The organism is Nonomuraea sp. NPDC050790 (assembly GCF_044456745.1).
In the GTDB taxonomy this organism is placed as follows: Bacteria; Actinomycetota; Actinomycetes; order Streptosporangiales; family Streptosporangiaceae; genus Nonomuraea.
Window position 1 is genome coordinate 37,886 of the sequence record NZ_JBITGF010000002.1, and the last position, 15,784, is coordinate 53,669.

The window sequence follows — 15,784 nt, forward strand, 5'->3', positions numbered from 1 at the left end:
CGATCGTCGGCACTGGAGGCGCGACGTGCCGGAGAGGAGACCCAGATGTCGGATCACCTGGGAGAGCCGAGCCCCGATGACATCGCGGTGGTCGGCGTCGGATGCAGATTTCCCGGCGGGGTGCGCACCATGGAGGACCTGTGGCGGGTCCTGCTGGACGGAGTGGACGTCCTGGACACGGTGCCCGGCGACCGGTGGAGCGACGCCTTCCACAGCACCGACCAGAAACAACCCGGCACCATGTACGCCGACCAGAGCGGCCTGCTGGCGGACATCGACCGGTTCGACGCCGGCTTCTTCGGGATATCGCCGCGTGAGGCGGCCGAGATGGACCCGCAGCAGCGCATGCTGCTGGAGGTCGCGGCCGAGGCGATGGAGGACTCCGGCCTCCCCCGGCACCGATGGGAGGGCAGCCGCACCAGCGTGCACGTGGGCCTGCTCGGCTCGGACTACATGCTCCTGCACGCCAAGACGCTGGGCGTCGAAGGGATCGACCAGTACTTCGCCAGCGGGAAGGAATCCAGCTTCGCGGCAGGCCGCATCGCCTACGCCTTCGGTCTTCGCGGTCCGTCCATGGCCGTCAGCACCGCGTGCTCGTCGTCGCTGAGCGCCGTCCACCTGGCCTGCCGGGCATTGCGCGACGGCGAGGCCGACACCGCGCTCGCGGGCGGCGCCAACGCGCTGATCACGCCCGAGCTGTCGGTGTTCATGAGCAAGGCGCGAGCGCTGTCACCGACCGGCCGCTGCCGTCCCTTCGACGCCGCCGCCGACGGCATCGCGCGCAGCGAGGGTTGCGCGGTGGTGGTGCTCAAACGGTACGGCGATGCCGTCCGCGACCACGACCACGTCCACGGGATCATCCTCGGCAGCGCCATGAATCACGACGGGCAGAGCGCGGGCCTGACGGTGCCCAGCGCGGTGGCCCAGCAGGAACTGCTGCGGCAGGCGCTGGTCTCGGCCGGCGTCGGCGCGGACGTGCCCGCGTACGTGGAGGCGCACGGCACGGGCACCCCGCTCGGCGACCCGTTGGAGCTTTCCGCGCTGGCCGAGGTCCTGGGCAAGGGGCGTCCGCCGGGGAGCCCCCTGCTCGTCGGCTCGCTCAAGGCCAACTTCGGGCACATGGACGCCACCGCCGGGGTGGCCGGCCTGCTCAAGGCGCTCCTGGTCGCCCGGCACCGCGTCGTGCCGAGGCAGATCCACTTCGACGCGCCCACCCCGATGATCGACTGGGTGGCCGGCGGGCTGGCCGTACCCGGGCGGAACCTGCCTCTGACCGGGCCGGCGGTCACCGGCGTCAGCGCCTTCGGCCTGTCGGGCACCAACGTGCACGTCGTCGTCCGGGCGCCGCAACCGGCCGAGCCCCCGGCGACGCCCGGGCCCGCGGCGCCCGGCGCCCTGCTGTTGTCCGCCACCACCGCGGAGGGCCTGCGCGCCCTCGCCGCCGACCACAGCGAGGCCCTCGGCGAGGATCCGGGCGAGCTGAGCGGGCGGCTGACGGCGGCGGCCGTGCGCCGCACCCATCACGTCCACCGGCTCGCCGTCGCCGGGTCCGACGCGGCGGAACTACGCGCGGGACTGGCGGCGTTCCTCGACGGCCGCGAGCACGACGCGGTCTCGGTGGGGTCGATACGGCCGGCGGACCTGCCGGTGGTGTACGCCTTCTCGGGGCACGGAGCCCAGTGGCCCGGCGTCGGCACGGACCTGTACCAGCACGACGCCGTGTTCCGCGAGGCACTCGACGAGTGCGACGCCGAGCTGCGCCCGCACAGCGGATGGGCGCTGCTGGACGTGCTGCGCGACCCCGGCCCCGCCGCCCTGCGCGCGACCGTGACCGGCCAGCCCGCGCTGTTCGCCCTCCAGATCGCGCTGGCCAGATCGTGGAGCGCGTGGGGAGTGCGGCCGGACGCGGTGATCGGCCACAGCATGGGAGAGATCGCCGCGGCCTGCGTCGCGGGAGCCATGACGCTCTCCGAGGCGGCGCGGCTGATCGTCGAGCGCAGCCAGGCGCTGGAGCGGGCCAAGGGCACCGGCGCCATGGCCTCGATCGACATGGGCGCCGGCCGGGTACGCGAACGGCTCGCCGAATGGGGTCTCGAGGTGTCGGTCGCCGCCGTGAACGGCCCCCGCTCGGTCGTCGTCAGCGGCCCGGTCGAGCAGGTGGCCGAGGCCGTACGCCGGATGAAGGCGGAGGGCGGCACGGCCGTCGAGCTGTCGGTCGAGTACCCCTCGCACGGACCGCTGATGCTGCCCTACGGCCGGGAGCTGCGCCGCAGCGTGGCGCCTCTGCGCACGTCGGAACCGGCGATTCCGATGCTGTCCACCGTGGACGCCGAGGGCGCTCCCGCGGCCCTGGACGAGGCGTACTGGGAGCGGAACCTGTGCTCGCCCGTGCTGTTCTGGCCCGCTGTCGACCGGCTGCTAGCGGAGCGGGACGCGGTGTTCGTCGAGATCGGGGCGCACCCCGTACTGTCGCGCCCGCTGCGCGACGCGCTGGCCCGCCGCGGCCGGCAGGGCATGGTGGTGAGTTCGCTGGCACGCGGGGAGAGCGGTCCCGCGATGCTCGCGCGCTCGCGCGCCGACCTGCACGTCGCCGGCGTCGGCGTCGACTGGGCGCGGGGCTGGGACGGACCGGTCGCCACGGTCGCCCTCCCGCCGCCTCGCTGGGCCGGCACACGCTTCTGGCTGGCCGGCGTGCCGCGCGGCGTCCAGTCCACCGCGCCCGCCACGCCGCGCACGCCCGTGGCCGCGGCGGGGGCCGCGCCGGAGGCGGGGCACAAGGACATCAGGGCCGCCGTGCACGAGCAGCTCGCCCAGGTGCTGGGACACCCGGAGGGCACCCGGTTCCCCGAGACGCGCGGCCTGTTCGAGCTGGGGCTCGACTCGATCGGCCTGATGGATTTCGCCGAGCGTCTCCAGACGGTCGCCGGCCAACCCGTGGAGGCGGCCGACGTGCTCGCCCACGCCTCCGTCGCGGCGCTCACCGGCCACCTCCTGAGCCTCATGGACACCGAGCCGGAGGCCGCTCCCGCCGCGGAACCCGCCTTCACCGGCCCTGAGCCCGTTGCCGTCGTCGGGCTGGCCTGCCGCGTCCCCGGCGCACGGGACGCGGAAGCCTTCTGGACGCTGCTGAGCGAGCGCCGCGATGCCATCGGCCCGGTGCCGCCCGCCCGCTGGGACGCCGACCGGCTGTTCGACGCCGGCGCCACGGCCACCACCATGGGCGGCTTTCTGGAGTCCGTGGACGGGTTCGACCACGGCTTCTTCCGCGTCTCTCCGCGGGAGGCGCGCAGCATGGACCCCCAGCAGAGGCTGTTCCTGGAGGTCGCCTGGGAGGCGCTGGAACACGCCGGGCTGCCCGCCGAGGATCTGCGCGACAGCCGTACCGGCGTCTTCGTGGGCCTGAACTCCACCGACTACCAGCAGTTGGTGCTGAGCGGCGACGCGGAGGTCGACCTGTACTACGGCACGGGCAACTCCTTCTCCGGCTCGGCGGGGCGGCTTTCGTACCTGCTGGGGCTGCGCGGGCCGAGCCTCGCCGTGGACACCGCCTGCTCCTCCTCGCTCACCGCGGTGCACCTGGCCTGCCAGAGCCTGCGCGCGGGCGAGAGCGAGGTCGCGGTCGCGGGCGGGGCGAACGTCATGGTCACGCCGACCATCTTCCGTGCCATGTCCGCCGCGGGCGCGCTGTCCAGGGACGGCAGATGCAAAACCTTCGACGACTCCGCCGACGGCTACGGGCGCGGGGAGGGCGCGGGCGCGGTCGTGCTGAAGCGGCTGTCTGACGCCCGCAGGGACGGCGACCAGGTGCTCGCCGTCATCCGCGGCAGCGCGGTGAACCAGGACGGCGCCAGCGGCGGCCTGACCGTGCCGAGCGGCGTGGCGCAGCAGGAGGTCATCGGCGACGCCCTCCGGCAGGCCGGCCTCGAGGCGGCGCAGGTGGACTACGTCGAGGCGCACGGCACGGGCACCCGTCTCGGTGACGCCGTCGAACTGCGCGCGCTGGCCACAGCGCTCTGCGCCGGCAGGTCCGCGGCGCGCCCGCTGCTGGTCGGCTCGGTCAAGACCAACATCGGCCACCTGGAGGCCGCGGCGGGCATCGTCGGACTGATCAAGGTGGTGCTGGCGCTCGGCCACGGCCGCATCCCCGCGCACCTGCACTTCGACCTGCCCACCCGGCAGTTCGCATGGGAACGGCTGCCGCTGCGGGTGCCGGGCGAGGCGGTGCCGTGGAACGGCGAGGGCGGTGCCCGCGTCGCCGGAGTGAGCGCCTTCGGGTTCACCGGCACCAACGCCCACGTCGTCCTTCAGGAGCCGCCCGCCGCGTCGCCACGCCCCGCACGTCCGGACAGGGCGATGACACTCGCGGTGTCCGCGCGCACCGAGCAGGCGCTCGACGAAGCCGTCGCGCGGATGCGGGAACGACTGGCCGCCACGCCGGAGGAGGAACTCGCCGACCTGTGCTGGACCTCTCTGGTGCGGCGCACCCACCACGAGCACAGGATCGCCGTCGTGGGCTCGTCGGCCGGGGAACTGGCCGACCGGCTCGCCGAGCCGCGCCACCGCGGGCACGTGCCGGCGGGGGAGGCCCGTCCCGTGCGCTTCCACCTTCACTCCGCCGCGCCGGACGCGACGTGGTACGCACAGGCCGAACGGCTGCTGCCCGGCCTCGGCATCGAGCGGATCTGGGAACGCACGCGAGACGAACTGCGGGCCACCGACGTGCCGGGAGCGGAGGAGCTGGCGGGTCACCTCGCGGCCGTCGAGGTGTGGCGGACGCTGGGCGTGACCCCGGCAGAGGTGAGCGCCGACCCCGGGCCCGGCACGTACGCCACCGGCGGACTGCCGCCCAAGGAGGCGGCCAGGGCGCTGGCGGCGGGAACACCGCCCCGCGGGCGAAACGGCGCCGAAGGGGCCGATCTGGTCCTCGGTCTCGGGCCCGGCGGCTGTACGGTCTCCGGCGAGGATCCCGGTCCCGGGCCGCTGGACGTGATGGCCGCGCTGCACGTGCGCGGTGCCAGGATCGACTGGGACCTGACCGCCCATCCTGGCCGCAGAGTGGTGCCGCTGCCGCGATACCCCTGGCAGCGGGCGCGGCACTGGGTCGACGCCGTCGTCGCGGTCCCGGAGGTCGTCGCCGAGGCGGCGGCCGGCGTGCCGGCCGAGGAGACGCCGCTGACCCGGCTGGTCCGGGCGACGCCCGCCCCGCTGCGCGAGGAGATCCTGTTGCCTCCGCTGCTCGACCTGGTCGCCGACGTACTCGGTGGAGCTGACGACATCGACCCTGACCAGGGGTTTTTCGGGATGGGCATGGATTCTGTGCTCTCGCTTCGGCTCAAGGCCGCCACCGAGGCCGCGCTCGGCACGACGCTTCCCAACACGGTCGTGTTCGAGTGCCCCACTCCCCGGTCCTTCGCCAGGTTCATCGTGGCCGAGCTCTCGGGCGAGGCGGACGACCTCGCCGGGCTGAGTGACGAGGCGCTGGCGGCTCGGGTCTCGGGCGTGCTGGCGAACTCCGCCTCCGCTTTGGGCGGCTCCTGACGACTCCAGTCGTACCCAAGCGCCGATAGAGGACGCGCGCCTTGACTCGACACCAGCGACGCCAATGGAAGGAAGCGAGAGATGACCCAGGCTGATCTTCGCGCCCAGCTCATCGAATCCCTGCGGATGATCGAACGCCTGCGGAGCAGGCTCGCCGAGAAGGGCGACGCCGCGCGGCGGGAGCCGATCGCGGTGATCGGCGCGGGATGCCGGCTGCCCGGCGGTGTCGACGGGCCCGACGCGTTCTGGCGGCTGCTGCGCGCCGGGCGCGACACGGTGCGTCAGTTCCCCGCCGACCGCGCCGACCTGCGGGCCTGGTACGACCCTGACCCCGACACGCCGGGCACCACCTATACGCTCAACGGCGCGTTCGTCGACCAGGTGGACCGCTTCGAGCCCGAGGTGTTCGGAATCTCGCCGCGCGAGGCGATCGGCATGGACCCGCAGCAGCGCCTGGTCCTCGAAGTCGCCTGGGAGGCCCTGGAGCATGCCGGGTACGCGCCGGACTCGCTCGGCGGCAGCGCCACCGGGGTGTACCTGGGTGTGAGCACCACCGACTACGTCCGGCTGCGGCAGGAACGCGGCGACGCCGCCGACGTCGACGCCTACCAGCTCATGGGCGAGCCCAGCTTCACCGCCGGGCGGCTCTCCTTCGTGCTGGGCCTGATGGGGCCGAGCCAGGTCGTCGACACCGCGTGCTCCTCGTCCCTGGTCGCGCTGCACGACGCCTGCCGTGCCCTCTCGCTGGGAGAGTGCGACCTCGCCCTGGCCGGCGGGGTCAACCTCATGCTCAGCCCGTACTCCTTCGTCCTGCTCAGCAAGTTCCGCGGCCTGGCGCCCGACGGGCGCTGCAAGACCTTCGACGCCTCCGCCGACGGCTACGGGCGCGGCGAAGGCGCGGGCCTGGTGGTGCTCAAGAGGCTCGCCGACGCCGAACGGGACGGCGACAACGTGCTCGCCGTCGTCGCCGGCACCGCGGTACGCCACGACGGGCACAGCAGCGGGATGACCGTGCCCAATCCGGCCTCCCAGCAGGCCGTCATCGCCGCCGCGCTGGAGCAGGCCGGCCTGGACCCCGCCGACCTCGACTACGTGGAGGCGCACGGCACCGGCACCGCGCTGGGCGACCCCATCGAGCTGCGAGCGCTGGAGGCGGTCGTCGGCAGCGCCCACCACCCCGCCTCCCCGCTGCTGGTCGGCTCCGTCAAGACCAACATCGGCCACCTGGAAGCCGCGGCGGGCATCGCCGGGCTGCTCAAACTGGTGCTGTCCGTGCACCACGGGGAGATCCCCGCGCATCTGCACTTCACCGACCCCAACCCGAACGTGGACTGGGCCGGGCTGCACCTGCGCGTCGTGGAGGAGAATCAGCCGTGGCCGGCGCGGGGCGGCGTCAGGGCCGGTGGGGTGAGCGGATTCGGCGCCAGCGGCACCAACGCGCACGCGGTGCTCACCGAACCGCCGCCGCGCCCGCCGGAGGCACCGCGAACGGGCGCGTCCCGCGAGCACGGCGTGCTCACGCTGTCCGCCAGAACGGAAGGCTCCCTGCGCGCCTTGGCCGCGAACCACGCCGCCCATCTGCGCGAGCAGGACACCCTGTCGCTCGACGACGTCTGCCGCACCACCCAGACCGGGCGCGGCCGCATGGCCAAGGGACTGGCCGTGACCGGCGACTCGCCGCGGGAACTGGCGCGGGCGCTGGACGCCTTCGCCCGCGGCGATCACGATGACGCCTGCACGACGGTGCCGCTCGCCCCGCACCGCAACCGCGGCCTGGCCTGGCTCTTCACCGGTCAGGGCGCCCAGTACGGCCGGATGGGGCAGGAACTGCGGGCGGAACCGCGCTACCGCCAGGCGATCGAGCAGGTCGCGGAACTCATGGACCCCCTGCTCGACCAGCCGCTGTCCGTTCTGCTCGACCTGCCCGACGGCACGGACTCCCCGATCCACCGCACGGGCAACACCCAGCCCGCGCTGTTCGCCGTCGGATACGCGCTGGCCCAGCTCTGGTCGTCCTGGGGAGTACGGCCGGTCGCCGTCATGGGCCACAGCGTGGGAGAGATCACGGCCGCCTGCGTAGCCGGCGTGCTCGACCTGCCGGACGCGGTGCGGCTCGTGGCCGCCCGGGGCAGGCTCATGCAGGCTCTGCCGGAGGGCGGCGTCATGGCCACCCTGGTATGCGACGAGGAACGGGCCAGGCGAGCCATCGAGGGCACGGACCTGGTGTCGGTGGCGGCGGTCAACGGCCCGTCCGACACCGTCATCGCCGGCCCCGCGGGGGAGGTCGCCGCGGTCACCGGCAGGTTGCTGGAAGAGGGAGTCAAGAGCCGTCTGCTGAAGGTGTCGCACGCCTTCCACTCGCCGCTGCTCAACCCCATCCTGGACGACCTGCGCGCGGTGGCCCGCGACATCACGCACCACGAGCCCGCCATCCGGCTGGTGTCGAACGTCACCGGCGCGGACTGGGGCGAGGACCAGCGCGACCCCGAGTACTGGGTACGGCACGCGCTGGCACCGGTGCGGTTCCACGACGGCGTCCATCACCTCCACCACGCCGGACTGCGCACCTTCCTGGAGATCGGCCCGCAACCGGTGCTGGCCGGCCTGGGCGCCCGCAGCGTCGACGACCCCGGCTGCCTGTGGCTGCCCTCGCTGCGGCGCGGCCACGACGGGTCCCGGCGCATGGCCGCCACGCTGGGAGCGCTGCACCTACGAGGGATGCCCGTGGACTGGACCGCCTACCACGCCGGTCCCCGGTTCAACCGCGTCCCGCTTCCCACGTACGTGTGGGAGCGCGAGCGGCACTGGTTCCGCGAGGTTCCGCGCCTGCCCGATGAGGCGCCGCTCGCGGTCGCGGGGCTCGTGCCCAGCCACCGGATCCAGCTCGGCGAGGACGCCGGGCTGGCTCGCCTGACCGAGCTGGCCCGCGAGGCCGCGGTGAACACGTTCGGCGGAGCGTGGCGGCAGGCCGCTCGCGCGACCCTGCACGAGCCGGTGGGCGCGGAACGGACCGTGTGGCTGTCCGTCGAGCTGAACGAGGAGGATGACGAGGCGGTCTTCACCGTCCGCGGCCGGGGCGAAGCCGAGGCGGCCGCGCAGGCCCCGTGGCGGGTCCACGCGCGCGGGGTGCTCCGCCGCGCCCCTCTGCGGGCGACGCCCTCCGGCACGAAGGACGGCGTGGTGGTCCCCGCGGGCGATGGGCACCCCCTCGCCGCCCTGGGCGAGGATCTCGTCGAGATCGGGGGACTGTCCCTGGATCTCGACGAGCCCGTCGCCGCCGTCCGCTTCCACTCCCGGACGGGCGCCGCCGCGTTCCTCACCGCGGACGGGCAGGTGGCGGGCCTGGCCACCGGGCTGCGGACGGCGCCCGCCGGAGACCTGACCGCCAAGCAGCCCTGGCGCGACCCGGCTGAGCTGTTGTTCGACCTGGACTGGCAGGATGCGGACCTGCCGGCCCCCGCCGACCTGCGCGGGCAGCAATGGCTGCTGCTGGGCGACGGCGGCGGTGTCGGCGAACGGCTGGCCGGCCAGGTGCGCGCGCGAGGCGGGAGCTGCCGGCTCGTCAGCGCCGTGCCGGAGGACCGGCTGGCCCATCTGATCACCGAGCTGCCTCCGCACCGGGTCGTCATCCTCACCGGCCTCGACGCCCCTTCCCTGGAAGAGGCGGACGAGGCCACGCTCGTCGCCCACCGCGACAGGTCCGAGCTGCTCGCCGTCTCCGTGATGCAGACCCTCAACGCGCATTTCAGCCTCGCCGACACGAAGGCCCATCTAGTCACCCGCGGCGCGGTCGCCGCCACCTCCGCCCAACGCCGCCATCACCCCGCAGCCACCCCGCTGTGGGCACTCGGCAGGGTGTTCGCACTGGAACACCCCGCCCTGTGGGGCGGCGCCGTCGACCTCGATCCCGACGACCCGGCGAGTGAGGCGTCCCTCGCCGACGCCTTGGCGCACGGCAGGACCGAGGACCAGATCGCGTTGCGCGGCGGACGGGCGCTGGTCTGCCGGCTGGAGCCGCGGCCCTTGTCGCAGGAGCAGCTCCAGGCCACGCCGCCGGTACGGCAGGACGCCGCCTACCTGATCACGGGGGCGTTCGGCGGCATCGGCACCGCGGTGGCCCGCTGGCTGGCCGGTCAGGGTGCGCGACGGCTCGTGCTGCTGGGCCGTACCCCGTTGCCCGAGCGCGGACGCTGGGACGAGGCGGACCTCTCGGCCGCGGAGGTGAGCAGGATCGCCGCCGTGCGCCGGCTGGAGGCGGCCGGCGCCGAGGTGGAGGTGGTGGCCGCGGACGTCGCCGACCTCGCGGCGGTCCAGGCGGTGATCTCCCGGCTGAAGGCGGGAGAGGTGCCGTTGCGCGGCGTGGTGCACGCGGCAGGCGTCTCCTCGCCGCAGATCGTCGCGGAGGTGGACCGCGCGGGCTACGACACCGTATGGCGGCCCAAGGTCATCGGCGGCTGGGCGCTGCACCGCGCCGTCGGGGACATGGAGCTGGACTTCTTCCTTGGCTTCTCCTCCATCGCCGCCGCCTGGGGCTCGCTGCACCTGGCCGGTTACGCCGCCGCCAACGCCTTCCTCGACGGGCTGGCCCACCACCGGGCTTCGCGGGGGCTGGCCGGCATGAGCGTCAACTGGGGCCAGTGGGAGCTGCCGTCCAAGCTCTACGGCGAGGACGTCCGCTCGTTCCTCGCCGCGACCGGGCTGAAGCCGCTGCCCGCCAGGCAGGGCCTGCGGCTTCTGGGCGCGCTGCTGGCCGCGGACCGCGTCCAGCCGGTGGTGTGCGCGGCCGACTGGGCTCGATACAAGCCGGTCCTGGAGGTCAGGGGCGCCAAGCCGCTCCTGGCCAACATCACGGTGGCCGAGCAGGACGCGGAGACCGGGGAGAACCCGTCGGTGCTCAAGGAACTGCGGACCTGCCCGGCGGAGCAGCGCCTCCCGCTGGTCGCCGGGTATCTGCGTGACCAGCTCGCGCAGATCCTGCGCGTGGATCGGGGACGGCTGGACGCCGGATTCCAGCTCCTCGACCTCGGCATCGACTCGCTGATGGTCATGGAGCTGCTCAGGCGGGTCAGAAAGGACCTGGCGATCGACTGCTCGACCGCCGAGTTCTTCGCCACCGACGCCGCCGGGTGGGACGCCTTCCTCCTTGACCAGGTACGGCAGAGCCACAAGCTCGACAATCCCGACAACACCGAGGGGAGCGTCATCAAGTGACCACGGATGGCTACGACGTGGCGATACTGGGGAGCGGCATGGCCGGCTCCATGCTCGCCGCCGTGCTGGCCCGCAACGGCGTCAAGGTCCTGCTGGTGGACCAGGGCACTCATCCCCGGTTCGCCGTCGGGGAGTCCACCATCCCCTACACGTCGGCGATGACACGGATCATCGCCGACCGCTACCGGGTGCCGGAGATCGCGGCGCTGGCCAGCTTCAAGGGCATTCAACGGCACATCTCTCAGAATTCGGGTATCAAGCAGAACTTCGGCTTCGTCTACCACCGCGAGGGCGTACCGCAGAATCCGGAGGAGATCAACCAACTCAAGATCCCCACCGCCCTGCGCACCGAGTCCCACCTGTACCGCCAGGACACCGACGCCTACCTGTTCGCGGTCGCGGTACGGCACGGCGCCCACCCCCGGCCGGGCACCCGCATCGAGGAGATCACCATCGACCCCGACACAGGGGTCGAGCTGCGGGCCGCGGGGGGCGTGCGGTTCCGCGCGAAGTACGTGGTGGACGCCAGCGGCTTCCGTTCGCCGCTGGCCGACGCCTTCGACCTCAGGGAGCAGCCGACCCGGGCACGGCACCACTCGAGAAGCCTGTTCACCCACATGATCGGGGTGCGTCCCTTCGACCAGGCCCCGGCGGCGGCCCTGCACCGCCAGCCCAGCCCCTGGCACAGCGGCACCCTGCACCACATCTTCGAGGGCGGCTGGCTGTGGGTCATTCCCTTCGACAACCACCCGGGCTCGACCAACCCGCTGTGCAGCGTCGGGCTCACCCTCGACCCCAGGCGTCACCCCAAGGACGAGCCGGACCCGCAGCGCGAGTTCGACGACTTCCTGACACGCTTCCCCGAGATCGCCTGGCAGTTCAGAGGCGCCGTCACCACCCGGCCGTGGGTCTCCACCGATCGGCTGCAGTACTCCGCCAAGCGCATGGTCGGCGACCGGTTCTGCCTCACCTCCCACGCGGCGGGCTTCATCGACGCCCTCTACTCGCGCGGACTGACCAACACCATGGACGTGATCAACGCGCTCGCCTGGCGGCTCATCGCGGCCGCCAGGGACGACGACTGGTCCACCGAGCGGTTCGAGTACGTGGAAACCCTCCAGCAGGGCCTGTTCGACGTGCACGACGACCTGGTCTACAGCTCCTTCGTCGGGTTCCGCGACTACGAGTTGTGGAACGCCGTCTACCGCACGTGGAAGATCGGCACCGTTCTCGGCACGCTGGTGCTGGAGGACGCGTACGTCAAGTTCCTGCGCACCGGCGACGACGGGTTGTTTCGCGCGCTGGAGCAGGGCGAGCATCCCGGCTCGCCGTTCCCGGTCAGCGACCAGTTCAACCGCTTCGGCCCGTACACCCGCGACCTGTGCCTGGCCGTGGAGAACGGCTCGCTGAGCCCCTCCGCGGCCGCCGCCAAGGTGTTCCACCACATCGAGGACGCCGACTACATCCCGCCGGTGTTCAATCTCGCCGACCCCGCCAACCGCTTCTTCCACGCGACCCCGCCCAAGATGCTCCGCGCCGCCCAGTGGGGGAGGAAAACGGCGCCCCCGCACGTCGGCAGCGTGATCACCGGAGCCATCGGCGGCGTGCTCCGCAGCCGGTTCAGCCGTCGTCACTGACCCTTCGAACGTAGAAAGGCCCATCACCAGATGCGAAGCAGCAGTATGGAGAAGACTGTCTACGATGTCGCGATCCTGGGCTCAGGCATCGCGGGCTCGCTGCTGGGAGCGATCCTGGCGCGACACGGCGCGAAGGTGCTGCTGCTCGACGCGGCGTCGCACCCCCGGTTCGCCATCGGCGAGTCGACGATCCCGTACACCCTGCTTTACCTGCGGGTTCTCGCCGAGCGCTACGACGTCCCGGAAATCAAGGCGCTGGCCACGTTCACCCAGACCAGGAAGGCGATGGGGGAGCGCTTCGGCGTCAAGCGGCACTTCGGCTTCCTGCTGCACCACGAGGGCCGGCCGCAGAACCCGCGCGAGACCAACGAGTTCAACACGCCGAAGAACCTCCTCAACGAGGCCGCCCACTACTTCCGCCAGGACACCGACGCCTACCTGTTCCACGTCGCGATCAAGTACGGCTGCAAGGCGCGGCAGAACTTCCGCGTCGAGGAGGTCGACTTCGACGACTCGGGAGTGACCGTCAGCGGCGGGGACGCGCAGTACCGGGCCCGGTACGTGGTGGACGCGAGCGGATTCCGGTCGCCGCTGGCCGAGAAGTTCGGCCTGCGGGAGACCCCGTGCCGGCTCAAGCACCACTCCCGCTCGATCTGGAACCACATGCTCGACATCACGCCCACCGACGACCTGTGGCGGCACGGGCCGGAGAACCGGCCGCCGTTCCCGTGGTACGAGGGCACGGTGCATCACATGTTCGAGCGCGGCTGGGCATGGGTGATCGCGTTCGACAACAACAAGTGGTCCACCAACCCGCTGTGCAGCGTCGGCATGACCGTGGACCCGCGGACCTACCCCAAGCCCGACCACCTGACCCCGGAGGAGGATTTCTACGCTCTCGCCGCGCCGTACCCCGACATCGTCCGGCAGTTCGAGGGGGGCAAGCCGGTGCGCGAGTGGGTCTCCACCGGGCGTCTGCAGTACTCCTCCAGCAGGTGCGCGGGGGATCGGTGGTTTCTGCTGTCGCACGCGGCGGGGTTCATCGACCCGCTGTTCTCCAGGGGGCTGTCGAACACCGCCGAGTCCGTGCACTCGCTCGCCTCGCGCCTGCTCGACGCGGTCAAGGACGACGACTTCTCCGCCGAACGCTTCGAGTTCGTCGAGCGGCTGCAGCAGAGGCTGTTCGACTACAACGACTCGCTGGTCAACGCCGCGTTCATCTCGTGGCGCGAATACGACCTGTGGACCGCGGTGTTCAGGTTCTGGGCCTGGGGAGCGAACGCCGGCTGCTACCAGATCCAGCGGGCGCTCAGCCGGTTCGCCAAGGATGGAAACGACAGGCACTTCCGCGAGCTGGAGCAGGCTCCGCACCTGGGCCACTACTGGGGCTTCAACGACGGCTTCGCCAAGGCGTACGACAGCATGGTCGAGCAGGTGGACGCGGTCGAGGCGGGCCGGCTCGCGCCTTTGGAGGCGGCCGACGACCTCTACGACCAGATGCGGCTGGCCGACTTCTGGCCCAAGCACTTCGGCTTCGCCGAGCGTGACGTGCGTTTCATCAGCCCCGGGCCCAAGACCTTCTTCAAGATGGCGCGCTGGGCCAAGACGGAGGCCGACCCCGAGCTGGGCGGGCTGATGATCGAGACCGGCAAGGCGGCCATCAGGTCCCGCGTGCTCAAGGGACGCAAGCTCTTCTGAGACGGTGCCCGGAAGGAGGACAGGTCATGACCACAGCGGTTCCCGGCGCCCGGTTCGACGTCGCCGTGCTCGGCACGCACCTGGCGGGCAGCCTGCTCGCCGCGGTGCTGGCCAGGCACGGCGTGCGGGTGCTCCTCGTGGACGCGCCGCCCGACCAGGAGGAGTTCGCGGGGGAGACGACCGTGCCCTACACGGCCGAGGTGTTCTTCACCCTGGCCCGTCGCTTCGACATCCCCGAGCTGGCCGCGTTCGGGCTCACCAGCGCGCTGCCCTCCCCGGTGCGGCGTTCCAGCGGGATCAAACGGAGCCTGGGCTTCGTCTACCACCGCCAGGGGCACGAGCAGGAGCCCAGTCAGGCCGTGCAGTTCAACGTGCCGGGTGAGCACGCCGAGTGGCACCTCTACCGCCCGCACGTGGATCGGCACGCCTTCACCCTCGCCCTGCGGTACGGGGCCAGGGCCGTGGCCCACCGCTCCCCGCTCGCCGACGTCCGTGTCGGCGAGCACGAGGTGGACGTGCTGGTGCGGGACGGCTCCGTCTACCACGCCGCCTTCGTCGTGGACGGCAGCGGGGCCGCTTCCCCCCTGCTGCGCAGGCTCGACGTGGAAGACGCGGAACCGAGGCTGCGCACGCGCTCCCGTGTCCTGGCGACCCACATGTCCGGGGTGACGCCCTTCGAGGAATGCGTCACGCTGACCGACTACCGGCAGGCCACGCCGTGGTCGAAGGGGACGCTCAGCCACCTGTTCCCCGGCGGCTGGCTTCAGGTGGTGCACTTCGACAACGGCGAGGATCCGGTCAACCCGCTCGCCAGCGTCGTGCTCAGCGTGGACCCGGTGAGGTACGCCGACCTGCCCGCCGACCCCGAAGAGGCCTTCCGCACGCTGATCGGCCGCTTTCCGACGCTGTCCCGCTCGTTCTCCGGCGCCGCCGCGGCCCGCCCGTGGGTGTCCTCGCGCCGCTGGCAGCGTACGGCCGGCCGTACGGTGGGCGAGAGGTGGTTCCTCTACGACCGCACGGCCAGCCGCAACGATCTGTTCCTGTCCAGAGACGTCACCATGAGCGCGGAGATGGTGCACGCGCTGGCACCGGTGCTGATCGAGGCCACACGTTCGGGTGACTGGTCGGCACCGCGGCTGGAGCCGGTGGCGCGGCTGCAGGAGCGCCTGGTGGACTTCAACGACCGGCTGCTGTCGGCCGCCCGTGCCGCCAGCGGCGACTTCCGGTTGTGGAACGCCTACTCCCGCGTCTGGCTGCTGTGGTCCATGCTGGCGGCGCTGTCGCTCAAGAGCGCACGCAACCGGTGCCTTGCTCAGGGCCGCTGGGACGAGGTGGAACTGCGGCGCGACGACGCGTTCTGGTTCGCGCCGCCCAAGGGGCTGCGCGAGCTGCTGGAGCGGGCACTCGGCGAACTGCACGAGGCCGGAGCCGGCACCCGCTCGGCGAGCTCGGCCGCGACCAGGATCTTCGCCCTGCTGCGCCGGGCGCCCTTCGTGCCGCCGGTCTACCGCTTCGCCGATCCGCGCGCGCGGTACTACCACTTCTCCACGGTGCGCAGGCTGCGCATGCTGTTGTGGGCGAAGACCACGGCGCCGGTGGAGTTCCGCACCATGCTGACCAAGGAGAACCTCACCAACGTGCCGCCGCCCGCGATCCACTGAGAAGGCCAAGGCGCCGGCGGACCAGGTCCGCCGGCGCCT

The 15,784-nt window shown here is 72.4% G+C and carries 5 protein-coding genes; all 5 read left to right on the forward strand.

What is annotated here, in order from left to right:
- Positions 1–45 precede the first annotated feature (45 nt).
- The 5 genes from ACIBEJ_RS08715 to ACIBEJ_RS08735 all read left to right on the forward strand — a co-directional run bounded on the left by ACIBEJ_RS08715 (position 46) and on the right by ACIBEJ_RS08735 (position 15,745).
- On the forward strand, positions 46–5,538 hold the full coding sequence (locus ACIBEJ_RS08715) for a beta-ketoacyl synthase N-terminal-like domain-containing protein (protein WP_397182035.1): 5,493 nt from the start codon (positions 46–48) through the stop codon (positions 5,536–5,538).
- Positions 5,539–5,619: 81 nt separating this feature from the next.
- Positions 5,620–10,749 (forward strand): SDR family NAD(P)-dependent oxidoreductase, encoded by a 5,130-nt coding sequence (locus ACIBEJ_RS08720; protein ID WP_397182036.1) that lies wholly within the window; start codon positions 5,620–5,622, stop codon positions 10,747–10,749.
- Positions 10,746–12,386, forward strand: a complete 1,641-nt coding sequence (locus ACIBEJ_RS08725) for an NAD(P)/FAD-dependent oxidoreductase (RefSeq protein ID WP_397182037.1) — start codon at positions 10,746–10,748, stop codon at positions 12,384–12,386. Before ACIBEJ_RS08720 ends, ACIBEJ_RS08725 begins: the two co-directional genes overlap by 4 nt.
- Positions 12,387–12,431: 45 nt before the next feature.
- Positions 12,432–14,084, forward strand: coding sequence for an NAD(P)/FAD-dependent oxidoreductase (locus ACIBEJ_RS08730; protein WP_397182038.1), 1,653 nt, complete (start codon positions 12,432–12,434; stop codon positions 14,082–14,084).
- 26 nt (positions 14,085–14,110) lie between these two features.
- The gene (locus ACIBEJ_RS08735) at positions 14,111–15,745 is read left to right on the forward strand and encodes an NAD(P)/FAD-dependent oxidoreductase (protein ID WP_397182039.1); all 1,635 of its coding nucleotides are present in this window, start codon (positions 14,111–14,113) and stop codon (positions 15,743–15,745) included.
- Positions 15,746–15,784 lie beyond the last annotated feature (39 nt).

Excerpts from the sequence above, each read along its gene's own strand:
- ACIBEJ_RS08715 (WP_397182035.1), top strand. The coding sequence starts at position 46 with ATGTCGGATCACCTGGGAGAGCCGAGCCCCGATGACATCGCGGTGGTC.
- ACIBEJ_RS08720 (WP_397182036.1), top strand. The coding sequence starts at position 5,620 with ATGACCCAGGCTGATCTTCGCGCCCAGCTCATCGAATCCCTGCGGATG.
- ACIBEJ_RS08730 (WP_397182038.1), top strand. The coding sequence starts at position 12,432 with ATGGAGAAGACTGTCTACGATGTCGCGATCCTGGGCTCAGGCATCGCG.
- ACIBEJ_RS08735 (WP_397182039.1), top strand. The coding sequence starts at position 14,111 with ATGACCACAGCGGTTCCCGGCGCCCGGTTCGACGTCGCCGTGCTCGGC.